The sequence below is a fragment of the Delftia sp. PX-1 genome (genome assembly GCF_055797465.1).
Window position 1 is genome coordinate 45,153 of record NZ_CP184763.1, and the last position, 24,533, is coordinate 69,685.

General features: G+C 67.6%; 25 protein-coding genes. 15 read left to right on the forward strand and 10 right to left on the reverse strand.

Features of this window, described 5'->3' with window-relative positions; translation table 11 throughout:
- Positions 1–80: 80 nt before the first annotated feature.
- The 6 genes from ACN20X_RS00180 to ACN20X_RS00205 all read left to right on the forward strand — a co-directional run bounded on the left by ACN20X_RS00180 (position 81) and on the right by ACN20X_RS00205 (position 5,088).
- Positions 81–695 carry a LysE family transporter gene (locus ACN20X_RS00180; RefSeq protein WP_016447290.1) on the forward strand — a complete coding sequence of 205 codons (615 nt, stop codon included), beginning with the start codon at positions 81–83 and terminating at the stop codon, positions 693–695.
- 13 nt (positions 696–708) lie between these two features.
- A complete protein-coding gene (locus tag ACN20X_RS00185; protein ID WP_016447291.1) occupies positions 709–1,479 on the forward strand; it encodes a ParA family protein in 771 nt (256 codons plus the stop codon).
- A gap of 2 nt (positions 1,480–1,481) precedes the next feature.
- Complete coding sequence (locus ACN20X_RS00190) at positions 1,482–2,060, forward strand: RBBP9/YdeN family alpha/beta hydrolase (RefSeq protein WP_017405073.1); 579 nt, start codon at positions 1,482–1,484, stop codon at positions 2,058–2,060.
- Positions 2,061–2,073: 13 nt separating this feature from the next.
- Positions 2,074–3,009: a ParB/RepB/Spo0J family partition protein gene (locus ACN20X_RS00195; RefSeq protein ID WP_473210158.1), complete on the forward strand. Its 936-nt coding sequence runs from the start codon at positions 2,074–2,076 to the stop codon at positions 3,007–3,009.
- A gap of 195 nt (positions 3,010–3,204) precedes the next feature.
- Entirely contained in the window at positions 3,205–4,239 is a 1,035-nt protein-coding gene (locus ACN20X_RS00200) for a peptidoglycan-binding domain-containing protein (RefSeq protein ID WP_016452287.1), read from the forward strand.
- A 24-nt stretch (positions 4,240–4,263) separates the two neighbouring features.
- Positions 4,264–5,088, forward strand: coding sequence for a class I SAM-dependent methyltransferase (locus ACN20X_RS00205; RefSeq protein WP_016452286.1), 825 nt, complete (start codon positions 4,264–4,266; stop codon positions 5,086–5,088).
- Positions 5,089–5,101: 13 nt separating this feature from the next.
- On the opposite strand, the gene sorU is transcribed toward ACN20X_RS00205, so the two are convergent.
- The 5 genes from sorU to ACN20X_RS00230 all read right to left on the reverse strand — a co-directional run bounded on the left by sorU (position 5,102) and on the right by ACN20X_RS00230 (position 9,134).
- The gene (sorU, locus tag ACN20X_RS00210) at positions 5,102–5,449 is read right to left on the reverse strand and encodes a SorU family sulfite dehydrogenase c-type cytochrome subunit (RefSeq protein ID WP_473210159.1); all 348 of its coding nucleotides are present in this window, start codon (positions 5,447–5,449) and stop codon (positions 5,102–5,104) included.
- Positions 5,450–5,543: 94 nt separating this feature from the next.
- Positions 5,544–6,797, reverse strand: a complete 1,254-nt coding sequence (gene sorT / locus ACN20X_RS00215) for a SorT family sulfite dehydrogenase catalytic subunit (protein WP_473210828.1) — start codon at positions 6,795–6,797, stop codon at positions 5,544–5,546.
- Between the two features lie 56 nt (positions 6,798–6,853).
- Positions 6,854–7,441, reverse strand: coding sequence for a hypothetical protein (locus ACN20X_RS00220; RefSeq protein WP_016447298.1), 588 nt, complete (start codon positions 7,439–7,441; stop codon positions 6,854–6,856).
- Positions 7,438–8,013 (reverse strand): RNA polymerase sigma factor, encoded by a 576-nt coding sequence (locus ACN20X_RS00225; protein WP_473210160.1) that lies wholly within the window; start codon positions 8,011–8,013, stop codon positions 7,438–7,440. The genes ACN20X_RS00220 and ACN20X_RS00225 overlap by 4 nt, the downstream gene beginning before the upstream one ends.
- Before the next feature lie 98 nt (positions 8,014–8,111).
- Complete coding sequence (locus tag ACN20X_RS00230) at positions 8,112–9,134, reverse strand: AraC family transcriptional regulator (RefSeq protein ID WP_473210161.1); 1,023 nt, start codon at positions 9,132–9,134, stop codon at positions 8,112–8,114.
- Positions 9,135–9,199: 65 nt separating this feature from the next.
- Between ACN20X_RS00230 and ACN20X_RS00235 the strand changes: the two genes are divergently transcribed.
- The 3 genes from ACN20X_RS00235 (at position 9,200) to ACN20X_RS00245 (ending at position 13,373) form a co-directional block, all read left to right on the forward strand.
- The gene (locus tag ACN20X_RS00235; RefSeq protein WP_016452281.1) at positions 9,200–10,474 is read left to right on the forward strand and encodes an MFS transporter; all 1,275 of its coding nucleotides are present in this window, start codon (positions 9,200–9,202) and stop codon (positions 10,472–10,474) included.
- A gap of 156 nt (positions 10,475–10,630) precedes the next feature.
- On the forward strand, positions 10,631–11,920 hold the full coding sequence (locus ACN20X_RS00240; RefSeq protein WP_016452280.1) for a M20/M25/M40 family metallo-hydrolase: 1,290 nt from the start codon (positions 10,631–10,633) through the stop codon (positions 11,918–11,920).
- Positions 11,921–12,185: 265 nt separating this feature from the next.
- Positions 12,186–13,373 carry an IS481 family transposase gene (locus ACN20X_RS00245; protein ID WP_203400118.1) on the forward strand — a complete coding sequence of 396 codons (1,188 nt, stop codon included), beginning with the start codon at positions 12,186–12,188 and terminating at the stop codon, positions 13,371–13,373.
- Between the two features lie 194 nt (positions 13,374–13,567).
- Here the strand turns inward: ACN20X_RS00245 and ACN20X_RS00250 are convergent, their stop codons facing one another.
- Positions 13,568–14,569, reverse strand: a complete 1,002-nt coding sequence (locus ACN20X_RS00250; protein ID WP_013799975.1) for a Bug family tripartite tricarboxylate transporter substrate binding protein — start codon at positions 14,567–14,569, stop codon at positions 13,568–13,570.
- A 71-nt stretch (positions 14,570–14,640) separates the two neighbouring features.
- Positions 14,641–15,849, reverse strand: coding sequence for a CaiB/BaiF CoA transferase family protein (locus ACN20X_RS00255; protein WP_151020686.1), 1,209 nt, complete (start codon positions 15,847–15,849; stop codon positions 14,641–14,643).
- A gap of 129 nt (positions 15,850–15,978) precedes the next feature.
- Here ACN20X_RS00255 and ACN20X_RS00260 point away from each other — a divergent pair, with 129 nt between their 5' ends.
- Positions 15,979–16,884: a LysR family transcriptional regulator gene (locus ACN20X_RS00260; RefSeq protein WP_017405708.1), complete on the forward strand. Its 906-nt coding sequence runs from the start codon at positions 15,979–15,981 to the stop codon at positions 16,882–16,884.
- Here the strand turns inward: ACN20X_RS00260 and ACN20X_RS00265 are convergent.
- Together ACN20X_RS00265 and ACN20X_RS00270 are read right to left on the reverse strand one after the other, a co-directional pair.
- Entirely contained in the window at positions 16,874–18,298 is a 1,425-nt protein-coding gene (locus ACN20X_RS00265; RefSeq protein ID WP_473210162.1) for an FAD-binding oxidoreductase, read from the reverse strand. The two genes, ACN20X_RS00260 and ACN20X_RS00265, sit on opposite strands and share 11 nt — an antisense overlap.
- Positions 18,299–18,380: 82 nt before the next feature.
- Positions 18,381–18,728 carry an EF-hand domain-containing protein gene (locus tag ACN20X_RS00270; RefSeq protein WP_151020680.1) on the reverse strand — a complete coding sequence of 116 codons (348 nt, stop codon included), beginning with the start codon at positions 18,726–18,728 and terminating at the stop codon, positions 18,381–18,383.
- Positions 18,729–18,907: 179 nt separating this feature from the next.
- On the opposite strand from ACN20X_RS00270, the gene ACN20X_RS00275 reads away from it, so the two are divergent.
- From ACN20X_RS00275 to ACN20X_RS00290, 4 genes are all read left to right on the forward strand, one after another.
- Complete coding sequence (locus ACN20X_RS00275) at positions 18,908–19,480, forward strand: cob(I)yrinic acid a,c-diamide adenosyltransferase (RefSeq protein ID WP_047472321.1); 573 nt, start codon at positions 18,908–18,910, stop codon at positions 19,478–19,480.
- Between the two features lie 18 nt (positions 19,481–19,498).
- On the forward strand, positions 19,499–20,404 hold the full coding sequence (locus ACN20X_RS00280; RefSeq protein WP_473210163.1) for a LysR substrate-binding domain-containing protein: 906 nt from the start codon (positions 19,499–19,501) through the stop codon (positions 20,402–20,404).
- Between the two features lie 167 nt (positions 20,405–20,571).
- Positions 20,572–21,504 carry a hypothetical protein gene (locus ACN20X_RS00285; protein WP_461608716.1) on the forward strand — a complete coding sequence of 311 codons (933 nt, stop codon included), beginning with the start codon at positions 20,572–20,574 and terminating at the stop codon, positions 21,502–21,504.
- A gap of 46 nt (positions 21,505–21,550) precedes the next feature.
- Positions 21,551–22,174, forward strand: a complete 624-nt coding sequence (locus ACN20X_RS00290) for a hypothetical protein (RefSeq protein ID WP_473210164.1) — start codon at positions 21,551–21,553, stop codon at positions 22,172–22,174.
- 19 nt (positions 22,175–22,193) lie between these two features.
- Here ACN20X_RS00290 and ACN20X_RS00295 read toward each other — a convergent pair whose 3' ends face one another.
- On the reverse strand, positions 22,194–23,429 hold the full coding sequence (locus ACN20X_RS00295; protein ID WP_473210829.1) for a D-amino acid dehydrogenase: 1,236 nt from the start codon (positions 23,427–23,429) through the stop codon (positions 22,194–22,196).
- A gap of 222 nt (positions 23,430–23,651) precedes the next feature.
- Between ACN20X_RS00295 and ACN20X_RS00300 the strand changes: the two genes are divergently transcribed.
- Positions 23,652–24,533: an amino acid ABC transporter substrate-binding protein gene (locus ACN20X_RS00300; protein WP_016447309.1), complete on the forward strand. Its 882-nt coding sequence runs from the start codon at positions 23,652–23,654 to the stop codon at positions 24,531–24,533.

The window sequence follows — 24,533 nt, forward strand, 5'->3', positions numbered from 1 at the left end:
CGTTGCGGCGGGGCCATGTTCCCCATGCGCTGGCCATGGCCCTCGCATAAACTCCCAGCTTTCATCGCTCAGGGGTCAGCATGTTCGGCATCTCCGATTTCAGCGCATTCGTTGTTGCCATTCTTCTGTTTTTGCTGATTCCGGGGCCGGGCAATCTGGCGCTGATCACCTCCACCGGCAAGGGCGGCATACGTGCCGGAATGGCGGCCTGCGCCGGCGTGCTGGCGGCCGACCAGGTACTGATCTGGATGGCGGTGGCGGGCGTTGCCGCGCTGCTGGCCTCCTATCCCGCGGCCTTCCATGCCGTGCAGTGGCTGGGCGCCGCCTACCTGGGCTGGCTGGGTTTCAGGATGCTCACGGCCAGGCCCGGCGACAAGCCCGTGCTGCACATCGAGCCGCGCCACTACTTTCGCCAGGCCGGCCTGATCACCCTGATGAACCCCAAGTCCATCGTGTTCTACATGGCCTTCTTCCCGCTGTTCGTGGATCCCGCAAGCCACCAGGGCCTGCTCACGTTCGCGGTGATGGCGGCCACGGTGGCTGCTCTGACCTTTCTCTATTGCCTGATCGTGGTGCTGCTGACCGCGCATCTGGCCGAGCGCATGCGCGCCAATCCTGCGGTTTCCCGGGTTCTCGAAAAGACTGCGGGCGTGTTTCTGATCGGTTTTGGCCTCAAGCTGGCCATCGCCAAATAAGCGTGTAAATACCATGGCCAAAATCTTCTGTGTCGCCAATCAAAAGGGTGGGGTCGGCAAGACCACCACCGCCGTCAACCTTGCTGCGGGCCTGGCCAAGATCGGCCAGCGCGTGCTGATGATCGACCTGGACCCCCAGGGCAATGCCACCATGGGCTCGGGCGTGGACAAGCGCGCGCTGGAGCTGTCGGTCTACGACGTGCTGCTGGAGAACGCCAGCGTCAAGGAAGCCGCCGTGCGCTCCGAGGCCGTGGGCTATGACGTGCTGGGCGCCAACCGCGAACTCAGCGGCGCCGAGATCGAGCTGGTCACGCTGGAGCGCCGCAACGAGCGTCTGAAGGGCGCCCTCAGGGCGGCCGATGCCGACTACGACTTCGTGCTCGTGGACTGCCCGCCCAGCCTGTCCATGCTCACCCTGAACGGCCTGTGCGCGGCCCATGGCGTGGTCGTGCCCATGCAGTGCGAGTACTTCGCGCTCGAAGGCCTGACCGACTTGGTCAACACCATCAAGCAGGTGCATGCCAACATGAACCCCGACCTGCAGATCATCGGCCTGCTGCGCGTGATGTTCGACCCGCGCACCACGCTGCAGCAGCAGGTCAGCGACCAGCTCAAGGAACACTTCGGCGACAAGGTGTTCGACACCGTGATCCCGCGCAACGTGCGCCTGGCCGAGGCGCCCAGCTATGGCGTGCCCGGCGTGGTCTTCGACCCGGGCGCCAAGGGCAGCAAGGCCTTCATCGATTTCGCGCACGAGATGGTGCGCCGCATCAAGAAGATGTAGCCATGCAAGGTTCACATGAAACGGCAGGGCAGGGCGTGCCGACCGGGTGGGCTGCCGAGGACGTCTGGCTGCTGCCCGGCTGGCAGAACTCGGACGCCGGCCACTGGCAAAGCCGCTGGGAGCAGCGCCACGGCTACCGCCGCCTGGAGCAAAACGACTGGGACCGTCCGCTGCGCGGCGACTGGAGCGCCAGGCTGCAGGAGACGGTGCTCGACGCGCCGCGCCCGGTGGTGCTGGTGGCCCACAGTCTGGGCTGCATCCTTGTGGCGTGGTGGGCTGCGCATTCGCCGCTGGCCGCCCGCAAGGTGCGTGGCGCGCTGCTGGTCGCCCCCGGCGATACCGAGCAGCCCCAGCTGCGCGAGCAATTGCCTGGCTGGTCGCCCGTGATGATGCAGCGCCTGCCGTTTGCCTCCATCGTGGTCGGCAGCAACAACGATATCTATTGCAGCGCGCAGCGCGTGCAGACCCTGGCCGATGCCTGGGGCGCGCGCTTTGTCGATGCAGGGCCTTCGGGCCATCTCAACACGGCCAGCGGGCTGGGCGACTGGGACAGCGGACACGCGCTGCTGGCATCGCTTTGACAAGGACAACACCATGGTGACCAAGAAACCCAAGGGACTGGGACGCGGACTCGAAGCCCTGCTCGGCCCCAAGGTCCACGACAAGGAAGAGGCCGGCGGCCCCGTGGCCGAGACCGGGCTGCCCAGCATCCTGCAGCTGGACGTGATGGTGCCCGGCCAGTACCAGCCGCGCACCCACATGGACGAGGGCGCGCTCTACGAGCTGGCCGAAAGCATCAAGGCCCAGGGCATCATGCAGCCCATCCTGGTGCGCCGCCTGGCCAAGGGCGAGCACGCCGGCAAATACGAAATCATCGCGGGCGAGCGGCGCTTTCGCGCAGCCCGCCTCGCCGGCCTGGCCGAGGTGCCGGTGCTGGTGCGCGAGGTGCCCGACGAGGCCGCCGCCGCCATGGCGCTGATCGAGAACATCCAGCGCGAGGACCTGAACCCGCTGGAAGAGGCCCAGGGCCTGTCGCGCCTGGTCAAGGAATTCGGCCTCACGCACGAGCAGGCGGCCCAGGCCGTGGGACGCTCGCGCAGCGCGGCCACCAACATCCTGCGCCTGCTGAACCTGGCCGACCCGGTGCAGACCATGCTCATGGCCGGCGACATCGACATGGGCCATGCGCGCGCCCTGCTGTCGCTGGACCGCGCGGCCCAGATCACGGCCGGCAACCAGATCGCGGCCAAGAAGCTGTCGGTGCGCGAGGCCGAGGCCCTGGTCAAGAAGATCGGCGCCGACTTCAGCCTGGTGCGCCAGAAGTCCAAGAAGGAAGGCAAGACGCGCGACATCAAGCGCGTGGAGGAAGAGCTGTCCGACCTGCTCATGGCCGATGTCGAAGTGCGCATCAAGAAGTCCGTGCGCCGGGGCGGCAAGCTGCAGGAAATGGGCGAAGTGGCGATCCAGTTCGGCTCGCTCGATGCGCTCAACGGGCTGATCGAACGTTTGCGCGGCGATGCACCCGAGTGATGACAACAGCTTGTAACCGTCTGTGATCTGTCGTTCTCCAGCAAAGCAGCGCTTTTTCGCAAGGGTGAATCCCGGTATATTTGCGCGCTGTTATGCGGGGTAATTGTGTGTAATCGCTGACTGGCGACGCTGCCAGTGCGTGGACGCCATTGCCCTGGCGCTGATTCACCTAGACCAGACCAAGAGGATTACAACGTGAAGAAGTATCTTGCCCTGACTGCCATCGCCGCCGTGGCGCTGACCGGCTGCGTGACCACCGACATGCGCATGGGTTCGCCGGAAGCCAAGACCGTGGCCACGGGCGCCGCGGGCGGTGCCAGCGCCGAGAACGCCAACACCGAGCTGGAGCGCTGCGATTCCTCGCTGGGCACCATCTCCCTGGTCGAGAACCAGACCGCCGGCTGGTACACCATCCTCACCCAGCAGTACCGCCTGCCGCCCACCTCGCAGCTGCTGCGCCTGATGATCCAGCAGTCCAACTGCTTCATCGTCGTGGAACGCGGCGCGGCCGGCATGGGCGCCATGGCGCGTGAACGCGCGCTGATGGACTCGGGCGAAATGCGCGGCGGCAGCAACCTGGGCAAGGGCCAGATGGTGGCCTCCGACTACGGCCTGTCCCCCGAAGTGATCTTCAACCAGAGCGATGCCGGCGGCATGGGCGGCGCCATCGGCGGCCGCGCTGGCGGCATCTTCGGCGCGCTGGCTGCAGCCACCAAGACCCGCGAGGCCTCGGTCATGCTGGCCCTGGTGGACAACCGTTCGGGCGTGCAGGTGTCGGCTTCCGAAGGCTCGTCTTCCAAGACCGACTGGGGCGGCATGGGCGCGCTGTTCGGCGGCTCCGCCGGCGCCTCGCTGGGCGGCTACACGCGCACGGCCGAAGGCAAGGTGATCGCCGCCGCCTTCATGGACGCCTACAACCAGATGGTGCGCGCGCTGCGCAACTACAAGGCACAGACCGTCAAGGGCCAGGGCCTGGGCGGCGGTGGACGCCTGGGCGTGGACGGCGGTGCCGCACCGTCGCAGACATCGGCTCCGGGCGCCAATGCCGCCGGCATGTCGCTGCGCGCCGCGCAGCAAAAGCTCAATGCCCTGGGCTACACCGCAGGCACGCCTGACGGTGCCATGGGCAAGAACACCCAGAACGCCCTGCGCGAATTCCAGCGCGACCAGAGCCTGCCGCAGACCGGCCGCCTCGACCGTGCCACCTCGCAAGCACTGCAACAGCAATAAGCGGCTCCCGGCCGGAGGGCGCGCATGATGCGGCGCCTTCCCTGGCCGGCCCCGGCCCTTCTTGCCTGGGCAGGCGCCTGGCTTGTGTACGCCGCGCTGCAATCGACCCTAGGGCCGCTGGCCGCCTGGCTGGCGGCCTGTTTTTTGGGCGTGCTCGCCAGCCTGCTGGCCACGCCCTGGTGGCGGCGCTTGGCCGTGGCGGCGGGCTTTCCGCTGTCCTGCCTGATGCTGTGGGGGCCGGGCGGCCTGGCCGCCATCAGCCCCTGGCTGTGGCTGGCGGCGCTGGGCCTGCTCGCCCTGGTCTACCCGCTCAACGCCTGGCGCGATGCGCCGCTGTTTCCCACGCCCGCCGATGCGCTGCAAGGCCTGGCCGATGCCGCGCCGCTGCCGGACGGCGCGGCCGTGCTCGATGCCGGCTGCGGCCTGGGCGACGGCCTGCGCGCGCTGCGCGGCCAGTACCCGCAGGCGCGGCTCAACGGCATGGAGTGGAGCTGGCCGCTGCGCTGGCTGTGCGCGCTGCGCTGCCCCTGGGCCCGTGTGCGCCGCGCCGATATCTGGCTGGCCGACTGGAGCGGCTACCAGATGGTCTACCTGTTCCAGCGCCCTGAAAGCATGGGCCGTGCAGCCGTCAAGGCCGCCACGGAGCTGCCTGAGGGCGCCTGGCTGGTCAGCTTGGACTTTGCGCTGCCCGGCGTGGAGCCCTCCTGGCAGCGCCAGGGACCGGGCCGGCACAGCCTCTGGGTCTACCGCATGCCGCTGGGCGGTGCCGGCGAGGCCGTGGTGCATGTTCCCGAGCCCGAGGAGACGCCCTACGAAAAGGCCCTGCGGGAGCTGCAGGAACGCCGGTGAGGGCCCGTGCCGCCTACTTCTTCGCGCTGGCCTTGCTCACGTAGAGCGACAGCGCGGCGATCTCGGCCTCGCTGAGCGAGGCCTTGAATGAGGGCATGGCGCCTATGCCGTCGCGCAGGGCACGGGCCACGCGCGCGGCATCGGGCTGCAGCTCGTCGAGCACGGGGCCGATGGCGCCCTCGGCGCCCGCGTCCTTGAGCGTGTGGCACAGCGCGCAGGCGGGCGTGGCCGTGGCGAACAGCTTCTTGCCCAGGGCCATCTGGGCCGCTTCATCGGCAAAGGCGGGGGCGCACAGCAGGGCGCTGCCGAGCAAAGTGCCGCCCAGCAGGGCGGTGTGGATCAGGTGTTTCATCGTGAACATGGCAATGGGGGTACGGGCCCGCCACGGTCTGGCGCCGTGTGCGGGAGGTGACGGGAGTGAAGAGAAGGGGGCGGGATGAGCGCGCGGGCCGTGTTCAGGCCACGGTGACGGTCACGGCGTGGTCGGCCCAGCTGGTGTTGTTGTAGCCACTCTGGTTTTCGCCGCGCGTCTCGGGCTGGACCCGGCCGCGCGCGTCGGTGGCGCGGCTGGCCAGCACATGCGTGCCCTTGGGCAGGCGCGCCTGCAGCACGAACTGGCGCCAGGCGTACTTGCCCAGGTCGGGGCCGACCAGGCGCGCGGCCTGCCAGCTCTTGCCGCCGTCCGTGGACACCTCCACGCCCTTGACGGCATCCATGCCGCCAAAGGCCACGCCGTGGATCTGCACCAGGCCGGCGGCCTGCCCGCCGTCCTCGGGCAGGGGCGAGTTGATCCAGGACTTGACGCTCATCTCCTGCACCGAGGGCTGGCTCGGGTCGCCCTTGCTGCCGGGCGGCGAGATGCGGTAGCCGTGGGACATGATGTGGGCCTCGCTCTCGCGCGGCGTGAAGGCCAGCTGCTTGATGTACTTGATGTTGTTCACGCCCGTGTAGCCGGGAACGATCAGGCGCAGTGGCCCGCCGTGGGCCAGCGGGATGGGCTCGCCGTTCATCTCCCAGGCCAGCAGGGCGTCTTCCAGGGCCGACAGCGGCACCGAGCGCTCGACGATGACGCTCTTGGGGTCCAGCCCCGCAGGCAGCACCTCGCCGCCCGTGCCGGTCATGTAGAGGCCGCCGTCGGCCACGCCGCCCAGGGCCTTGACCACCTCGCGCACGGGCACGCCGCTCCAGACCACGCAGCCGGCCGCACCCACGGTCCAGGCCGTGCCGCTGGGCTTGCTGGGAAAGAAGGCCCGGCCATTGCCCGAGCACTGCAGCACCATGGCCACGGTCTCCAGGCCCAGGGACTTGAGCTCGCGCACGCTGAGGCTGCGGGGCTGGCGCACGCCCCCCACCTGCAACTGCCAGGCATCGCGGTCGGCCACGATGGATTCGGGCGGTGTGGGCAGGTTGTTGCGCACATAGAGCTGGTCGCTGGGCGTGATCACGCTGGTGCCGAAGGCGCCGCGCCGCGTCTCTATGGTGGTGGAGCTGTGGACGATGAGGGCATCGGCCTTCTTCCAGCCCGCGTAGCCGGGCAGGGGCTTGGCCGCCGGTGCTGCCGCAGCTGCGGGTGCCTGGGCTTGGGCTTGGGCTTGGGCCAATGCGCCCTGGTGCAGACCGGCCAAGCCTGCGGCGGCCAGTGCGCTGGCGCTGCCGGCCAGCAGGCTGCGGCGCGCGGGTGAGGTGGGGGATTGCGGCAAGTGGTTCATGGTTGTCTCCTCGTGGTGGTTGTCATGGGGCGTGTCATGGCGTCTCATGGGGCATCTCATGGGGCAGGGGTGCCCAGGGCCTTGCTGGCCACGGCCAGGGCCTGTTTCTTCTGGGCCACCAGCACCAGCGGCCGGCCTTCGCGCGAGCGAACGACCTGCCAGTGCATGTTGGCCCACCAGCCCTGGCCATCGGCCAGGCGCTGGGGCTGGTCGAAGGCCAGCACGGTGACGATGCCGCCCTTCTCGAAGAAGGTGGTCAGGTGGTAGGCGCGCGTGCCGTCGATATCGCAGGGCCGCATCAGCTGGGTGTAGCCGGGCAGCTTCTCGCCGGCCGGCAGGTCCAGGCGGCGCGCCACCTCGGCCTCGGGCATGAAGCTGCCGCGCAGCGTGCGCTCGTAGTACTCATGCTCGATGGCGGCGCGCACCAGCTCGGGCGGGCGCATGGCGAACACGGCGGTGGCGGCCGAGCTGCCCACCAGCAGCGCGGCGATCAGCCGGCGCACGCCGCTGCGCGCATGCCAGGGCGTGTGGCGAAGCAGATGGGCGGGCGGCTCGCCGTGCGGCCCGGGGTCGAAGGCCAGGGCCAGTTCGGCGCGTGCGCGCAGGTCGAAGGCCGATTCGTCGGTCGTGTCCGGGGCAGTCATTTCAAGCCTTGGTATCGGGTGGCGCGCAGCGGGGTGGGGCGCAGCGGGATCACGCTGGCAGTCTCTGGGACAGGCGCCGGGGCGGCCTGCTCCAGCGCCGCCTTCAGCGCATCGCGGGCGCGTGACAGGCGCGACAGCACCGTGCCCGGCGCAATGTCCAGGGCCTCGGCCATCTGGGCCGTGGGCATGTCGTCGAAGTAATAGAGCACCAGCACCTCGCGGTGGATGGGGGCGATGCGCGACAGCGCCTTGACCACGTCGAGCCGGTCATCCAGCGCCGAAGGCGAGGGGGAGGGGGCGGGATGCTGGTCCAGCGCCTCGTCATCGCTGACCAGATGGGCCGATGGCGCAAGGTGCCGGAAGGCATGGCGGCGCATGATCTGGAACAGCCAGGCCCGCGCCATCGCGGCCTCGCGCAGCTGGTGGCGAAAGCGCCAGGCGCTGGTGAAGCAGTCCTGCACCACGTCCTCGGCCAGCGCGCGCGAGCCGGTCAGCGCCCAGGCGCTGCGCAGCAGGAATCGGTAGTGCTCGCGCACCCACTGGTTGTAGCGCGACTCGGCGGTGGAGATCATGCGGCATAAGAGCACGCAGGGCGCCGCCCTATTCCATGGGCTGGCCTTAGGCAAACCCTATATCGGATCAGCTATCGCGAAGAGGCGATGGCTCCCTGTCATTCCCTGATCGGCCGCGATACAGCGCCTGTTCCGACCCTGTGGGCAGCGGAGCCGGCCTGCTGCCCGAAGAACCGTGCCGGAGGCATGCCCACCGTGCGGTGCACCATGGCGCTGAAGGCGCTGGGGCTGTAGCCCAGCTCGGCCGCGATCTGCTGTATGGGAAGGCCGCGCGCGGCCAGGCTCAGGCCGTGGGCCAGCACGACTTGCTGGCGCCAGGCGGTGAAGCTGCAGCCCAGCTGCTGCTGGAACAGCCGGGCCACGGTGCGCGGGCTGGCGCCGGTGTCTGCCGCCCAGTCGGCCAGGCTCTCGTGCTGGGTGGGGTCGGCCACCACGGCCTCGCAGAGCATGCGCAGCCGCTTGTCCTGGGGCATGTTCACGCCAAGGTGGACTTCGCTGGCGCGGCGCAGTTCTTCCAGCAGCAGGGCGCTCAGATGGTGCTCGCGCTGCAGCGTGGCGGCGTCCGGGGCGGGCTGGTCATCGCTTTGCTTGGGCAGGGCCGTGATCAGCTCGCGCATCAGCGGCGAAACCTCCAGCACGCGGCAGCGTGCCCAGTCCTGCGGGTTGCAGGCCACGCCGCAGGGCGGGAGGTCCGGCAGTACGGGGCCCTGGGCCGGATCGTCCTGCAGCACGTAGATGGAGACGAGATCGGCTTCCTCGACCATGGCCACGGCGTGGACCAGGCCGGGCGGAATCCACACGGCCTTGGAGGGTGGGGCGATCAGCGTGCCCTGGGGGGCCGACAGGTGCAGCACGCCGTCCAGCGAGATGGCGATCTGTGCCCAGCTGTGGCTGTGCGGTATGACGCGCGTGCGTGCCGACAGGCGATGCTGCTTGGCGCGCACGGGGCGCTGGGGCGTGGGCACGAACAGGTGCGGATGCAGGGCCTCCACCGGCTCCATCGGCCGGGCCCTGCGCACCGACCGCAGTGCGGCTGCGGGGCAGGTGCTGGGCAGGGTGTCGGCAAGAGTGTCGGCAGGGGTGTGGGCAGGGGTGCCGGGCGTGGAGACAGGCTTTGGCATGTTTGCGATAGAAGTTGGCAGACTATCGCATACAAGACGAAACGCTGCTGCCTAAGATGCGGCCCATGACCGCCTCTTCCTCTTCCATGCCGGACGCCGTGGCGCCGGACCCGCTGCGCAGCGATGTGCGCACCATCGGCCTGATCGGCCTGGCGCATGGTTCCTCGCATTTCTTCCACCTGCTGCTGCCGCCGCTGTTTCCGTGGCTGATCGCCGAGTTCGGCTACAGCTATGCCGAGCTCAGCGTGATGGTGTCGCTGTTCTTCGTGGTCTCCGGCGTGGGACAGGCCATGGCCGGCTTTGCCGTGGACCGCTTCGGCGCGCGCCCCATTCTGTTTGCGGCGCTGGGCAGCTTCACCGTGGCGGGCGTGGTCGCCAGCCTGGCGCAGGGCTATGGAATGCTGCTGCTGGCGGCCTTCTTCGCGGGCCTGGGCAATGCGCCCTTCCACCCGGTGGACTTCACCATCCTCAACAAGCGCGTGTCGGCCAAGCGCATCGGCCATGCGTTCTCGGTGCACGGCCTGTCGGGCAATATCGGCTGGGCGCTGGCGCCGCTGTTCATGGCGGGCATCACCACGGCCACGGGCTCATGGCGCCTGGCCTGCCTGTGCGGCGCGGCCCTGGCCGCCGTCATCCTCACCATCATGGTGCTCAACCGCGAAGCGCTGGACGACCGTGCGGCCGATGCCCAGGCCCCCGCGGCGCGTGCCGCTGCGGCCGCCGTGCCGCAGGAGCATCCCATGGCCTTCCTGAAGCTGCCCTCGGTCTGGCTGTGCTTCTCGTTCTTCTTCTGGAGCACCTGCGCGCTCAGCGCCATCCAGAGCTTTGCCAGCCCCGCCATGCAGTCCATGTACGGACTGCCGCTGAGCGTGACGGCGCTGATCGTCACGGGTTACATGCTCTGCGGCGCGGCAGGCATGCTGGCCGGCGGCTTCCTCGTGGGCCGCGTGCAGCGGCTGGAGAAGGTGATCTCCATCTGCATGCTGGGCTCGGGTGTTGCGCTTTTCCTGGTCGGCACGGGCTGGCTGCCGGCCATGGCGGCCGTGGCCGTGGCCTCCATCGCGGGCCTGGGAACTGGCCTGGCCGGCCCCTCGCGCGACATGCTGATCAAGCGCGCCGCCCCGCCCGGCGCCACGGGCCGCGTCTACGGCACGGTGTATTCGGGCCTGGACCTGGGCTTTTGCCTGGCCGCGCCGGTGTTCGGCTACATGCTGGACCACGGCATGAGCCACGGCGTGTTCTACGGATCGGCCATTGCCCTGGTGCTGAGCGTGGTGTCGGCCGTGGTCGTGGGCGATGGCGTGAGCCGGAAAAGCGGCATGGCGCTGAGCGCGGGCTGATACCGGGTCGCGCTCCCCACAAGGCCCCGCAGGCCCAAGCTTGCGGGGCCTTTGCTTTGGGCGCAGAGATGGACAAAACAGGCACGCCAATTGCGTGCACCCTGCGCGGCGCCTGCTATCGTGCAGGCACAACTTTTCAACACAGGAGACCTGTCCATGCGTTCCGCCTTCGCACCGCTTTCCCTCATGTTCCGCAGCGCCCCGCTGGCGCTGGCCCTCGCCATGGCCGGCCTGTCCGGCAGTGCCCTGGCTGCGCCCAAGGCCGATATCCAGGCGCTGGCGCAAAAGCACCAGCAGCCCCTGCTGGACACGCTGCGCGAGCTGGTGCACATCGAGTCGGGCAGCAAGGACATGGAGGGCGTGGAACAGATCGCCAACTACGTGGCCGGCAAGCTGCGCGAGCAGGGCGGCAAGGTCGAGATCCTGCAGCCCACCGACGTCTACCGGCTGGGTGACACGCCCGAGAAGATCGGCCCCATGGTGCATGCCGAGTTCAAGGGCAAGGGCACCAGCCGCATCATGCTGATCGCCCACATGGACACGGTCTACCTGCGCGGCATGCTCAAGGACCAGCCGTTTCGCATCGACGGCGAGCGCGCCTACGGCCTGGGCATTGCCGACGACAAGCAGGGCGTGGCCCTGATCCTGCACACCGTGGCCATGCTGCGCCAGCTGGGCTTCGACAACTACGGCACGCTGACCGTGCTGATGAACAGCGACGAGGAAATCAGCTCGCCCGGCGCGCGCAGCACCATCACGCGCCTGGGCGCCGAGCAGGATGCGGTCTTCTCGTTCGAAGGCGGCGGCACCGACGGCGGCGTGCGCCTGGCCACCAGCGGCATCGGCGCGGCCTACCTCAAGGTCGAGGGCAAGGCCTCGCACGCGGGCGCCAAGCCCGAGGACGGCGTGAACGCGCTGTACGAGCTGTCGCACCAGCTGCTGCAGATGAAGGACCTGTCCAAGCCCGAGACCGGCCTCAAGCTCAACTGGACCGTGGCCAAGGCCGGCACCAACCGCAACGTCATTCCCGCCGAGGCCACGGCCCAGGCCGACGCCCGCGCGCTGCGCGTGGCCGACTTCACGGCGCTGGAGCAGGCCATGCAGGCCAAGGTGGGCCACAAGCTGCTGGACGCCAGCAAGGTGCAGCTCAAGTTCGAAGTGCGCCGCCCGCCGCTGGAGGCCAACGAGGCCTCGCGCAGCCTGGCCAAACAGGCGCAGACCATCTACAGCGATGAGCTGGGCCTGAAGATGAGCGTGATGGAAAAGGCCACGGGCGGCGGCACCGACGCGGCGTTTGCGGCGCTCAAGGCCAAGGGTGCCGTCATCGAGGGCTTTGGCCTGAGCGGCTACGGCGCGCACTCCAATGATGCGGAGTATGTGCAACTGAACACCATCGTGCCGCGCCTGTACCTGGCCACGCGCATGATCATGGATCTCTCCAAGTAAGGGTCGGCTATCAGGCTGCACTCCTGCGTTAAGCCAAAGCCAGACGGTGGCTTGAGTCGCTTTTTCTGACCCTGCCGGGTGGTTGTTTTTCGAGGCCGGGTTTCGGCCCGGCAGCCGACTGCCCTTTCTTGATTCGCCAAGAAAGGTCAGGTCAAAGAAGGCGACCGGTACGACTCACACTCATAGGTGACACATCAGTACAAGGACATGGGTAACAGATCCAAGCTTGGCAGCTGGAGCCAACAGCAGCCAAGGAGCGATCACCATGCCCTGGAAGGAGTGCGCACCCATGGACGAGAAACTGCTCTTCATAGCCGACCATCTGCGCAGTGGCGTGCCGCTGAGCGAGCTGTGCAGGCGCTACGGCATCAGCCGCAAGACGGCCTACAAGTGGGTTGAGCGTTACCGCCAACTGGGCATGGATGGATTGCAAGAACGCAGTCGCAGGCCCCACGGGAACAATCAGGCGATCAGCTATGCACAGCGCCGGGCCATCATTGAGCTGCGCACGCAGCAAAGGTCACAGATGGGGCCCAAGAAGCTGCACGCTTTGCTCCTGCAGCGTTGGGGCCCACAGGAGACACCCAGCAAAACCACCATCTACAACGTGCTGAAGGCTGAGGGGCTTGTTTGCAGCAGGCGTGTACGCAGACGCTCGGTGCCTACGGCCCAGCCCTTGCGAACGAGCAAGCAGCCCAATGGGGTGTGGAGTGCAGACTACAAAGGCCAGTTCAAGACAGCCGATGGTCACTGGTGCTATCCATTGACCATCATGGACCACGCCAGCCGCTATTTGCTGGCCGTGCATGTCTACGACAGCCCCAACTACGAGGATGCCAAACGCAGCTTCGAACAGGTGTTTCGGCAATACGGACTGCCCGAGCGCATACGCAGTGACAACGGTCCGCCGTTCGCGACTACTGGCGTGGCGGGCCTGTCACGCCTGGCGATATGGTGGATAAGGCTGGGCATCAGGCCGGAGCGCATCGAGAGGGGCAAGCCACAGCAAAACGGTCGCCACGAGCGGATGCACCGCACGCTCAAGCATGCCCTGGGCAAAGAGCCTGCGGCGGACAAAGCGGCATTGCAGATGCAGCTCGATGCCTTTGTGGAGCACTACAACCAGCAGCGCCCGCATGAGGCCTTGCAGCAAAGCATGCCGGCCCAGCATTACAGCGACTCGACCAGGCCATACCCCTCAAAGCTACCCGAGCTGCAGTACCCGAAGCATTGGGAAAGGGTTCGGGTCAGCCACAACGGCTTGATTTACTGGCGAGCGCTGCGGATCTACATCGGCTACCTGCTGGCGGGGCAGTGGATCGGGATGCAGGAGGTGGCCGCTGGCCAGTGGGATGTGTATCTGGGGCCGGTGCGACTGGGCTGCTTCAACGAAGAGGATGTGCGAGGACCCCAGAAGGACTATGTGAGCTTGAAGTGTTACCCATGTCTGTGAGCTGAGTTGTTACCCATGTCCTTGACACGTACAACCCGGATGTCCGCGACCCCTGCGCTTCGCTACGGGGCAACCGCCACGACGCAGGCGCGGCCATACGGGAGTGAACAGCGGGCGCCCAGCATTTGCGGACGCAAAAAAGGGCATGCCTTGCGGCATGCCCTGAAGGCGCATCGTGGGGCGCTCTGTGTTCTTTACTGCGAAGAGATGTTCTTGTCCTTGGCGATCTTGCTCCAGCGCGTGAAGTCGGCATTCAGGCGTGCCTTCATGGCCGCGCCGTCCTGGTAGGTGGCGATGGCGCCTGCGGCCAGCATCTTCTTTTGCAGCTCGGGCTCGGCCAGGATGAGCTTGAGTTCCTGGTTCAGGCGCTGGACCACGGCGGGCGGCGTGTTCAGCGGGGCGATCAGGCCGCCCCAGGTGTCGGCGTCGAAGCCGGGGAAGCCCTGCTCGGCCACCGACTTCACATTGGGCAGCAGCTGCTTGGCCTTTTGCGAGCTGACGGCAATGGCGCGCAGCTTGCCGGCCTGGATGTGGGGCAGGGCCGCGACCACGTCGGCGAACATCACGGCGATCTGGCCGCCGATCAGGTCGGTCACGGCCGGCGCGCTGCCGCGGTACGGCACGTGCTGCATGTCGAAGCCGCCCAGGTCCTTGAGCTGCTCCATGGACAGGTGGCCGAAGCTGCCCGTGCCCGAGCTGGTGTAGTTCAGCGCCGGCTTGGCCTTCTTTGCGTGCTCGATCAGCTGCTGCAGGTTGGTCACGTCAGGCAGCTCGCGCGGGTTGATGACGATGGCCATGGGCAGGTCATAGACCGTGGCCACGGGCAGGAAGTCCTTGCGCACGTCGTACAGGTTGTTGTTGAACAGCATGGGCGCCAGCAGCGCGGGCATGCCGAACATGGACAGCGAGTAGCCGTCGGGCTGCGACTTGATGAAGGCCGCCGTGCCCACCGAGCCCGAGGCGCCGGGGCGGTTGTCGATGACGATGGTCTGGCCCAGGCGCTCGGTCAGGCGCTGCGCGACGATGCGCGCGGCCGTGTCGGTGGGGCCGCCGGGCGGGAAGGCCACGGTCAGCTTGATCAGTTTGTCGGGCCACTGGCTCTGGGCCCGTGCGGCGGGGGCCAGCGTGGCGATGGCGGTGGCGCAGGCGGCGGAAAGGATCTGGCGGCGCGAGGCCTGGAAGGGGGTGGAAGTCATATGTCTCCTCAAGCGGGAAGGGGTGGAAATGAGAGCCGTGGAGCGGTCTGGGTGGGAACGTCTGCGCGCTCTCAGATGATGTTTTTGGCGCGCAGCGCGGCGCGGGCCTGTTCGTCCAGGCCCAGGCGCTGCTGCAGCACCTCGTCGGTGTGTTCGCCCTGGTGCGGCGGCGGGCGGCGCACGGGCAGACGCTGGCCGTCCAGCGCATAGGGCGGGGCCAGCACGGACTGGCTGCCGGCCTCGCTGTCCTCGAAGCGGTGCAGCAGGCCGGCGTCGGCCGTGCGCTGCGAGTTCAGGGCGTCGAACAGGCCCAGCACCTCGCCGCAGGGAATCTGCGCGGCCGTCAGGCATTCGAGCAATTGGGCGCGCGTGAAGCGCAGCAGCTCGGCCTGCACCAGCGGCATCAGCAGATCGCGGTTTGCCGAGCGTGCGGTATTGGTGGCAAAGCGCTCGTCGGCGGCCCACTCGGGCTTGGCGATGACGTCGGTGCAAAAGCGCTGGAACTGGCCGTTGTTGCCCACGGTGATGACCAGCGGGCCATCGGCCGCCTCGAACACGCCGTAGGGCACGATGGACGGATGGGCGTTGCCGAACTTGGGCGGGTCGCCGGCCTTGAGCAGGGCCTCCATGCCGTAGTAGCTGGTGATCATCAGGCCGCAGTCGTACAGGGCCATCTGCACATGGCGACCGCGCCCGCTGCGCTCGCGCTCGTAGAGCGCGGCCAGGATGGCCTGGGCCGAGTACATGCCCGTGAACATGTCCACGGCGGCCACGCCGAACTTCAGCGGGCCCTGGCCCTGCTCGCCGTTCATGGCCATGATGCCGGACTCGCCCTGCACCACCAGGTCGTAGCCGGGCCGCGTGGCCTCGGGGCCGCTGCGCGAGTAGCCCGAGATGGAGCAGTACACCAGGCGCGGGTTCAACTGCGACAGCTGCTCGTAGCCCAGGCCCAGCTTCTCGGCGCCGCCGACCTTGAAGTTCTGGATGACCACATCGCTGTCGGCCGCCAGCTCGCGTGCGATGCGCAGGCCCTCTTCGGCCTGCAGGTCCAGCGTGACCGAGCGCTTGTTGCGGTTGGCGCTGTTGAAGTAGGAGGTGTTGCGCTGGCCCACGCGCACGCCCCAGTCGCGCGTGTCGTCGCCGCGGCCCGGGTGCTCGACCTTGACGACATCGGCACCCAGGTCGGCCAGCGCCATGGCACACATGGGGCCGGCCAGCACGCGCGAAAGATCCAGGACGCGCACGCCGTCCAGCGGCAGGGAAGAGGGGAGAGCACTCATGCGAAACCTTGTCGAACCACGAAAACCGCAACGGGCCGGTGATGCCCGGGCAGGCCCGCATTCTTCATTCGTTTATTGACTTTGACAATCGTGCTAAAAAATGGACATTGTGTGTACTGAGGTTTGACAATGGATCTGGGCGGACTGTCCCTGCTGGTGGACATCATCGAAGCCGGCAACCTGAGCCGCGCCGCCGTGCGCCTGGGCATGAGCCGCGCCAACGTCAGCCACCGGCTCAACCAGTTCGAGCGCCAGATCGGCCAGCAGCTGCTGCGCCGCACCACGCGCCAGGTCGAGCCCACCGAGCTGGGCCTGCGCCTGTACGCGCATGGACGCGCGATACGCCAGGAAGCCATGGCGGCGGACGAGTCGGTGGACAGCCTGGGCCAGAGCCTGCAGGGCACCGTGCGGCTGAGCGTGCCCAGCGGCTACGGCCAGCTGCAGATGTCGGGCTGGCTGACGGAGTTCATGCGCATGCATCCGGGCATCACGCTGGAGGTGATCTTCGACAACGACATCGAGGACCTGATGCAGGGCGCGGTGGACTTCGCCGTGCGCGTGATGACCGAGCCGCCCGAAAGCCTGGTGGCCTGCAAGCTCGGCGATGTGCTCTACGAGGCCTGCGCCACGCCGCAGTTCCTGGCGCAGCATGGCCACCCCGACTCGCTGCTGGCGCTCAAGCGCGTGCCGCTGATCACCTCGGCGCTCACGGGCCAGAAGCTGCGCACGGCCGGCATGAACGGCGCCCGGCCCACCGAGCTGCGCATACGCCCGCGCCTGATGTCGCCCAACTTCCACTTCCTGCGCGATGCCGTGCTGCAGGGCCTGGGCGTGGCCGTGGTGCCGCGCTACATGGTGGCGGCCGAACTGGCCAGCGGCGCGCTTGAGCGCCTGCCGCTGCCGCCGGGCAGCCTGGACTTTCTGGCCACGCGCCAATACCTGCTGTACATGCCGTCCCACTACCAGACGCGGGCCATCACCACGCTGATCGACTTCCTGCGCGAGAAAGCCGAGGCGGAGGGACTCAGAGGCTGAAGATTTTCCCGGGATTCAGAATGTTCTTCGGGTCCAGCGCCTGCTTGATGGAGCGCATCATCTGCACCGCGCCGTCGCCGGCTTCCTCGCGCAGGAAATCCATCTTGTGGATGCCCACGCCATGCTCGCCCGTGCAGGTGCCGCCCAGCGCAATGGAGCGCGACACCAGCTGGTGGTTGAGCTGCTCGGCGCGCGAGCGCTCATCCTCGTTGTCCGGGTCGATCAGGTAGCCGAAGTGGAAGTTGCCGTCGCCCACGTGGCCGACGAGGAAGTAGGGAATGCCGCTGTCATCGGCCTCGCGCACCGAGTCCAGCAGCGCATCGGCCAGGCGGCTGATGGGCACGCAGGCGTCGGTGGTGATGCAGCGGCAGCCGGGGCGGCTGGAGACAGCCGCGAAATAGGCGTTGTGGCGGGCCGTGAACAATCGCGTGCGGTCCTCGGGACGCTCGGCCCATTCGAAGGCGTTGCCGCCGAACTCGCCCGCAACGTCCTGCACCATCTCGGCCTGCTCCTTCACGCCCGTGGGCGAGCCGTGGAACTCCATCAGCAGCATGGGCTCCTCGCGCAGCGTGAGCTTGCTGTAGGCATTGACCATGCGCACCGAGTTCACGTCCACCAGCTCCACGCGGGCAATCGGCACGCCCATCTGGATGGTCTGGATCACCGTGCGCACGGCGGCCTCGATGCTGGGGAAGGAGCAGATGGCCGCGCTCACGGCCTCGGGCAGCGGGTACAGGCGCACCGTGATCTCGGTGACCACGCCCAGCGTGCCCTCGCTGCCCACGATCAGGCGCGTGAGGTCGTAGCCCGCGCTGCTTTTCTTGGCGCGCGTGCCGGTGCGCATCAGCTCCCCGCTGGCCGTGACCAGTTCCAGCGCCAGCACGTTCTCGCGCATGGTGCCGTAGCGCACGGCATTGGTGCCGCTGGCGCGCGTGGCGGTCATGCCGCCGATGGAGGCATCGGCGCCGGGATCGATGGGGAAGAAGAAGCCCGTGTCCTTGATGGCATCGTTGAGCTGCTTGCGCGTGATGCCGGGCTGCACGGTGACCGTCAGGTCCTCTGTGTTGACCGAGAGAATGCGGTTCATGCGGCTCAGGTCCAGGCTGATGCCGCCCTCGACGGCCAGCAGATGGCCTTCGAGCGAGGAGCCTGCGCCGTAGGGGATGACCGGCACGGCATGCTGGTCGGCCAGCTTCAGCGCGTCCTGCACGTCCTGCGTGCTCTCGGCAAAGACCACGGCCGCAGGCGGGGGCGCCTGGATGGCGCCCTCGTCGCGGCCGTGCTGTTCGCGCACCGCCAAAGCCGTGGAGCACTGGGCGCCGAAACGCTGGGCCAGGGCTTGGAGAAAGGCTTCGGGAATGGGGCGCTGAGCGAAGTCAGGCTGCAGGCGGACGGGGGCGACAGGGGCGTTCATCGGTGTTCTCCAGGGGGAACCGGAAAGAATACCACCGGCCCTGTCGCCCAACCGTGTAGGTCAGCCGCCAGGCATCCGGGTGTCAGCGCGGCTGGACAGCCTTGCTGAATTCATCGCGCGACAGCGATCCGTTCTTGTCGGCATCGATCTGGGCGAAATTGCTGCTCACGGCGGGCAGGGCCTCGGCCTCCTTCTTGCTCAGCTTGCCGTCCCGGTTGGTGTCGGCGCGGTCGAATGCGGCTTGCACCTCGTTGGCGGGGGCGCTTGGGCTGGTTGCTGCAGGCCCAGGTGCAGCCCTGACGCCTGTCGCGGGACCATTGCCCGGACCCAATTCCTGCGCCATGGCAGCAACGCTGCCCAGCGAAATGGCCGCGAACAACATCACGCTGCGGATTTCAAAACCGGAGACTTTGCGCAGTTGAGAGGTCATGTGTCGAACTCCTTGTCGAACGTGGAACATGACTGCATTCCACCTGCTGCAGCGCAGCAGGGCCAGCACTTTTGCCGGCTGTTGCCTGCTACAACATTTGCGTGCCGGCTGTAACGCACAATCAGGTGATGGGCCGTCACGGGTCCTGTTTTTCACCCCGTATCGCCAAGGAGAACCCCATGGGCAACCGTTTGACACAGATCGCCACGCGCACCGGAGACGACGGCAGCACGGGCCTGGGCGACAACACGCGCGTCTCCAAGAACAGCGGCCGCCCGCACGCCATGGGCGATGTGGACGAGCTCAATTCCCACATCGGCCTGCTGCTGTGCGAGGCCCTGCCCGAGGACGTGCGCGAGCTGCTGGTCGATGTGCAGCACCAGCTGTTCAACCTCGGCGGCGAGCTGTCCATTCCCGGCTATGAACTGCTCAAGGACGACGCCCTGCTGCAGCTCGATGAAGCGCTGGCCCACTACAACGCGCAGCTGCCCCGGCTGCAGGAATTCATCCTGCCGGCCGGCAGCCGCGCAGCGGCCCAGGCCCATGTCTGCCGCACCGTGGCGCGCCGCGCCGAGCGCATGGTGGTGGCGCTGGAGCAGGGCGAGGCCATGCGGCCCGCGCCGCGCCAATACCTGAACCGCCTGTCCGACCTGCTGTTCGTGCTGGCACGCGTGCTCAACCGCATGGATGGCGGCGACGACGTGTACTGGAAAAGCGAGCGGCTGGCGCGCGCGCAGTCCGCTCAAGAGTGACCGTGCTGAGGACGGCCCATGCGCCTGCGCCACATCGAGGTCTTCAATGCCGTCATGCAGACCGGCAGCGTCGGCGCTGCCGCACGGCTGATCAACATCACCCAGCCGGCCGTCAGCCGCACCCTGCAGCATGCGGAGCTGCAGCTGGGCTTTGCGCTGTTCCAGCGCGCACGCGGGCGGCTCACGCCGACCAATGAGGCGCTGGCGCTGTTCCCCCACATCGAGAAGCTGTTCGAGCAGCTCGACGAGGTCCAGCGTCTGGCCGACAACCTGCGCCATGGCCGGGCAGCGGACCGGCTCACCGTGCTCACCGTCTTCGCGCTCAGCCGCGAGGTGCTGCCGCGCGCCGTGGCCGGCTTTCGGCGCCGCCACCCGCAGGTGCAGGTCCATGTGCAGGCACTGCACACGCCCCAGGTGGTCTCGGCCCTGCTGCTGCAGGAGGCCGACGTGGGCTTCGTCATCAGCTCCGTGGGCCAGCCCGCGCTGGAGCATGAGCTGCTGGCCGAGGTGGACATGTTCTGCGTGCTGCCCAAGGGCCTGCTGCCGCCCTCGCGCGTGCGCGAAGAGGGGATGGAGCTCAAGGACCTGGCCGAGCTGCCCGTGGTCGCTCTCGATGCGCGCGACCCGCTGGGCATGCGCCTGGGCCAGGCCTGCCGCGAGCACGGCGTGGGCCTGTCGCCCGTGGTCACCGTGCAGACCTACCACGCGGCCCTGTCCATGGCCGAGTACGGCCTGGGCGCCGCCATCATGGACGGCTGCACCGCCCTGGCCGCCGACCGCCGCAAGGTCCATGTCGTCCCCCTGCTGCCGCGCATCACGGTGGGTGTGAATGCCCTGAGCCTGCCCCAGCGGCCGGGGTCGGTGCTGGCGCGGGCAATGACTGAGGAAATGCGCAAGGCCTTGCGCGAGTTGCTGGCTGGTTGAGGCCGTTCATACAAGCATGCCTGCTGGACTGCGGCTGATGCGCCGTGGTCATTGGCACGATCGATTGTCAAATTCAACTGAATTCTCATGATCGATTGATTTGCTAATGAGAATTATTCACAATCATTACCCGGGATCTGACAACTGCATCGTCATGAAGGAGGGTCATGAGAAATTCAGAAGCTTTGCGTCCGCGCTGGCAGGTCGTTGCCTGGGCATGTGCTGCTCTTGCCTTTGCCGGTGGGCTGGCGCTCATCTTTTTTGCCGAACCAGCGTCTGAGGTCAGGCATGCACAGGTGAGCGCAACCAAGCCACCTGCGCAAGCTTCCGAGCCTGCTGCGCCAGCACCTGAAACTCCCGCTCCACCGGCGATCGCTTCCGTACCGGCGCCCGTGCCGGTGGCGCCCCCCACGGCACCTAGAGCCAAGGCGTTTCCTGCCGTTGTCGTGGATGCATCGGCGGAGATTCTGTACAACCGGCTTGCCAGCAGCGAGGTCACGCTGGACCAGGCCGGCGAAGTCGCCAAACTCCACAAGGCATTGGAGCCTTGCTGGATGGCGTCCCTCTATGAGCGCATGGCGCTGCTGGTTCCGCCGGATTCCGACCCCAAGGGGCACGCAATGGCGCAACGGCTGGCTCGGGAGCAGAGGGCCAGTGCGCGCCCTGGCTGCGGACAACTCCCGATGGACGCATACACAAGGGCCGATGAGTGGACTGCCCGGCTCGCGGTGCAGGGAGATCCTCAGAGCATGATGGACTATGGCGGAGCCTACTGGACCCGGGGTCTGGAGCATGCGAGAACGGATCCAGAGCGCCTCGCCGAGTATCGGCGCACCACCCTGATATACCTCAACGCCTTGATCGACCAAGGCTATGTCGATGCGCTGATCTCGATGGCCTCCATCAGAAGTAACCCCACATGGGGGGAGCCGCAGCCTGCCGAGGTGTGGGCATATGTCTATGCCGACGCCAAGGCCAAAGGCAATGTGTCATCGCAAGCAAACCTGCTTCAGAGCATCGACCAACGAGTGCCGCCTGAGGGCCGTCAACGCGCGAGGGATATGGCCCAGGAGTTGCTGAGGAGATGCTGTGGTGGCTAGCCAAATAACTTCGTTGTCACCGCGCCTGCCCCAAACGTGGCGCTCTGTGATCATCATCGCGCTTGCCGCGTTACTCATCGCAGCGAGTTGGCGTGGCGTCTCCGACACCCAGGAAGATCCGCGCGGGTGGAACAACACCGAGATTGCTCGATTCATCCTGGAGACGGTCAACTCGTCCTTGTCGATTGGACAGTGGAAGCCCGGAGATACAGTGACCATCTGTCAAGCAGGATCCAGTAGATGCATTTTGGTGGCCTACATCAATCCGATGTCTCACGATGCCTGGGCCAAAGCAAAAAATGTCGATTCACGCAATCAACCTCCCGATGTCTCGCTATGGGAGCGCTTGATCAAGTGGATTCTGGGTCGAGGAGGTATGCCTCCAACAGGTTCCTTGGAGACCCTCATCGCTGATTGGGGCGAAGTGCCACCCGGGACGGTCACGGTCGAACCACTCCGGCCTGATGACACGCTGACAAAGTGCACTGGTTGCCATGGTTCGGATTGGCAGCAAATAGCCCAGCGGCCGACATGGGAGCCGTTGCGACGTGTGGAGGCCAGCGGTTGGCTTGCCTTGATTGGCGCCGAAGCCATGTCGGTGGATGCTCGACTTGGCTGGTCCAAGGACGACTGGCAACTCGTACGGAGATTGAGCGGCGACATGACATAGGTGGCTGCGGGACCGGGTCCTACAGATCGCCCGCCTCCATCTGCCCCACCAGCCTCTGCGCCGAACCGAACGCCAGCGTCAGCCCCAGCGCGCCGTGCCCCGTCTGCAGCCACAGGTTGCGCGGACCGCCGCGCTGGCGGCCGGTGAGGGGCAGGCCGGTGGGTGTGGCGGGGCGCATGCCGGTCCAGGGGTGGAGGTCGCCGTCCAGCGGCAGGTCGGCGAAGACCTCCTGCGTGGAGCGGCGCAGGCTGGCGATGCGGCGCGGGTCGGTGCCTGTGTCGTGGCCCACGATTTCCACCATGCCGGCCACGCGCAGGCGTTCGCCGATGCGTGCGAAGACGACCTTGCGTGCGGTGTCGGTGACGCTGACCCGGGGCGCGGCGTGCGGCAGCTGCGCGGCGGCATCGGCGGTGATGCTGTAGCCCTTGAGCGGGTAGACGGGAATGCGCAGGCCCAGCTGGCGCGCGTGGACCGCGCTTTCCCAGCCGCTGGCCAGCACGTAGTGGTCGGCGCGCAGCGGCAACGGGCCTGCGGCGGTGCGCAGGCCGGTGACGGCGTCGCCCTCGCGCTCGAAGCCCTGCAGCTCCACGCCGTAGCGCAGTTCGGCGCCGCGCGCGGTGAGCCGGGCGGCCAGTTGCTCGCACAGCAGGCGGCAGTCGGCGGCGGCCTCGCTGGGCGTGTGCACGGCGCCTGCAATACGTTGCGCGTAGCGGGCGAGCGCGGGTTCGATGCGCGCCACTTCGGCGGCGTTGACGATGCGCTGCGGCGCGCCGCCCAGGCCCGCTTGCAGTGCCACCTGCTGCGCGGCGGCATCCAGCGCCTGCTGGGTGGGGTAGAGCACCAGCTTGCCCGGCGTGTGCAGGTCGCAGGCCAGTGCTTCGTCGGCCTGGAGCGACTCGAAGGCCTGGCGGCTTTCGGCGGCCAGGGCCAGCAGGGCGCGCGTGCCCTCGGCCGAGGCATGGGCATTGCAGGCGCCCAGAAAGCGCAGTCCCCAGGCCCATTGCGCGGGGTCGGCGCGCAGGCGGAAGGCCAGCGGCGAATCCTTTTGCAGCAGCAGGCGGGGCAGCATCTTCCAGATGCCGGGATCGGCCAGCGGCTGCACGTAGGAATAGCTCAGCTGCGCGCCATTGCCGCCGCTGGCGCCCTGGGCGGGGCCCGGTGCGCGGTCCAGCACGGTGATGCGGTGGCCGGCCTGCCGCAGCGCCCAGGCCGTTGCCAGGCCGACGATGCCGGCGCCCACGATGCAGACATGCATTGATCGTTTCTCCATGCAGCCGCACTGTAGGCCGCGCGCGGCAGGCCGGGCCATGGCATTTGGCACACGGGCCATGCACACAGGTTATGGCCGGGGGCTGCTGCTCAGGGCAGGGCGACAGCCCATAACCGGCGGGCATGGACCGGCCCGATATTGTCATTCCGCAAAGGCCGCCGCCCTTCCTACACTGGCCGCACATCCACCAAAGACGAGGAGACAAGCATGCAACTTCACACCACCGCGCTGTGCGCGGCCCTGGCCCTGGGAGGCCTGGCTGCGGCCCATGCCGACACGCTGGCCAAGGTGCGCGACAGCGGCCGCATCACGCTGGCCTACCGCGAGTCGTCCGTGCCCTTCAGCTACCTGGACAACGGCAAGCCCATCGGCATGACGGTGGAGATGTCCCAGGCCGTGGCCGAGGCCGTGAAGAAGGCGGTGAACCGGCCCGATCTCAAGGTGCAGTGGCAGGCCGTGACCTCGCAGAACCGCATGCCGCTGCTGGCCAACGGCACCATCGACCTGGAATGCGGCTCGACCACCAACAACACGGTGCGCGGCAAGGAGGTGGCCTTTGCCATCAACCATTTCTACACGGGCACGCGGCTGCTGGTGAAGAAGAGTTCGGGCATCAAAAACTACGCCGACCTCAAGGACAAGACCGTGGCCATCACCACGGGAACCACCAATCTGCAGGTGCTGCGCAAGGCCAATGCCGACAAGGCCTGGGGCATGAACATCGTCATGGCCAAGGACCATGCGGACGGCTTCCTGCTGGTGGAGAACGACCGCGCCGCGGCCTTCGGCATGGACGACATCCTGCTCTTCGGCCTGATCCCCACGGCCAAGAACCCCGGGGACTTCGAGGTGGTGGCCGACTCGCTGCAGGTCGAGCCCTATGCCTGCATGCTGCGCAAGGACGATGCCCAGTTCAAGCAGCTGGTCGATGGCGTGATCGGCGACATGATGAAGTCGGGCGCGTTCGCCAGGCTCTATGACAAGTGGTTCATGCAGCCCATTGCCCCGAGGAACGTGGCCCTGGGCCTGCCGATGAGCGAGCAATTGCAGAAGAACCTGCAGGACCTCAGCGACAAACCCGCTTTTTGA

Excerpts from the sequence above, each read along its gene's own strand:
- ACN20X_RS00255 (WP_151020686.1), bottom strand. The coding sequence starts at position 15,849 with ATGAGTGCTCTCCCCTCTTCCCTGCCGCTGGACGGCGTGCGCGTCCTG.
- ACN20X_RS00180 (WP_016447290.1), top strand. The coding sequence starts at position 81 with ATGTTCGGCATCTCCGATTTCAGCGCATTCGTTGTTGCCATTCTTCTG.
- ACN20X_RS00225 (WP_473210160.1), bottom strand. The coding sequence starts at position 8,013 with ATGATCTCCACCGCCGAGTCGCGCTACAACCAGTGGGTGCGCGAGCAC.
- ACN20X_RS00240 (WP_016452280.1), top strand. The coding sequence starts at position 10,631 with ATGCGTTCCGCCTTCGCACCGCTTTCCCTCATGTTCCGCAGCGCCCCG.
- ACN20X_RS00205 (WP_016452286.1), top strand. The coding sequence starts at position 4,264 with ATGATGCGGCGCCTTCCCTGGCCGGCCCCGGCCCTTCTTGCCTGGGCA.
- ACN20X_RS00300 (WP_016447309.1), top strand. The coding sequence starts at position 23,652 with ATGCAACTTCACACCACCGCGCTGTGCGCGGCCCTGGCCCTGGGAGGC.
- sorU (WP_473210159.1), bottom strand. The coding sequence starts at position 5,449 with ATGTTCACGATGAAACACCTGATCCACACCGCCCTGCTGGGCGGCACT.
- ACN20X_RS00265 (WP_473210162.1), bottom strand. The coding sequence starts at position 18,298 with ATGAACGCCCCTGTCGCCCCCGTCCGCCTGCAGCCTGACTTCGCTCAG.
- ACN20X_RS00185 (WP_016447291.1), top strand. The coding sequence starts at position 709 with ATGGCCAAAATCTTCTGTGTCGCCAATCAAAAGGGTGGGGTCGGCAAG.
- ACN20X_RS00190 (WP_017405073.1), top strand. The coding sequence starts at position 1,482 with ATGCAAGGTTCACATGAAACGGCAGGGCAGGGCGTGCCGACCGGGTGG.
- ACN20X_RS00280 (WP_473210163.1), top strand. The coding sequence starts at position 19,499 with ATGCGCCTGCGCCACATCGAGGTCTTCAATGCCGTCATGCAGACCGGC.
- ACN20X_RS00230 (WP_473210161.1), bottom strand. The coding sequence starts at position 9,134 with ATGCCAAAGCCTGTCTCCACGCCCGGCACCCCTGCCCACACCCCTGCC.
- ACN20X_RS00250 (WP_013799975.1), bottom strand. The coding sequence starts at position 14,569 with ATGACTTCCACCCCCTTCCAGGCCTCGCGCCGCCAGATCCTTTCCGCC.
- ACN20X_RS00285 (WP_461608716.1), top strand. The coding sequence starts at position 20,572 with ATGAGAAATTCAGAAGCTTTGCGTCCGCGCTGGCAGGTCGTTGCCTGG.
- sorT (WP_473210828.1), bottom strand. The coding sequence starts at position 6,797 with ATGAACCACTTGCCGCAATCCCCCACCTCACCCGCGCGCCGCAGCCTG.
- ACN20X_RS00195 (WP_473210158.1), top strand. The coding sequence starts at position 2,074 with ATGGTGACCAAGAAACCCAAGGGACTGGGACGCGGACTCGAAGCCCTG.
- ACN20X_RS00295 (WP_473210829.1), bottom strand. The coding sequence starts at position 23,429 with ATGCATGTCTGCATCGTGGGCGCCGGCATCGTCGGCCTGGCAACGGCC.
- ACN20X_RS00275 (WP_047472321.1), top strand. The coding sequence starts at position 18,908 with ATGGGCAACCGTTTGACACAGATCGCCACGCGCACCGGAGACGACGGC.
- ACN20X_RS00245 (WP_203400118.1), top strand. The coding sequence starts at position 12,186 with ATGCCCTGGAAGGAGTGCGCACCCATGGACGAGAAACTGCTCTTCATA.
- ACN20X_RS00235 (WP_016452281.1), top strand. The coding sequence starts at position 9,200 with ATGACCGCCTCTTCCTCTTCCATGCCGGACGCCGTGGCGCCGGACCCG.
- ACN20X_RS00270 (WP_151020680.1), bottom strand. The coding sequence starts at position 18,728 with ATGACCTCTCAACTGCGCAAAGTCTCCGGTTTTGAAATCCGCAGCGTG.
- ACN20X_RS00220 (WP_016447298.1), bottom strand. The coding sequence starts at position 7,441 with ATGACTGCCCCGGACACGACCGACGAATCGGCCTTCGACCTGCGCGCA.
- ACN20X_RS00260 (WP_017405708.1), top strand. The coding sequence starts at position 15,979 with ATGGATCTGGGCGGACTGTCCCTGCTGGTGGACATCATCGAAGCCGGC.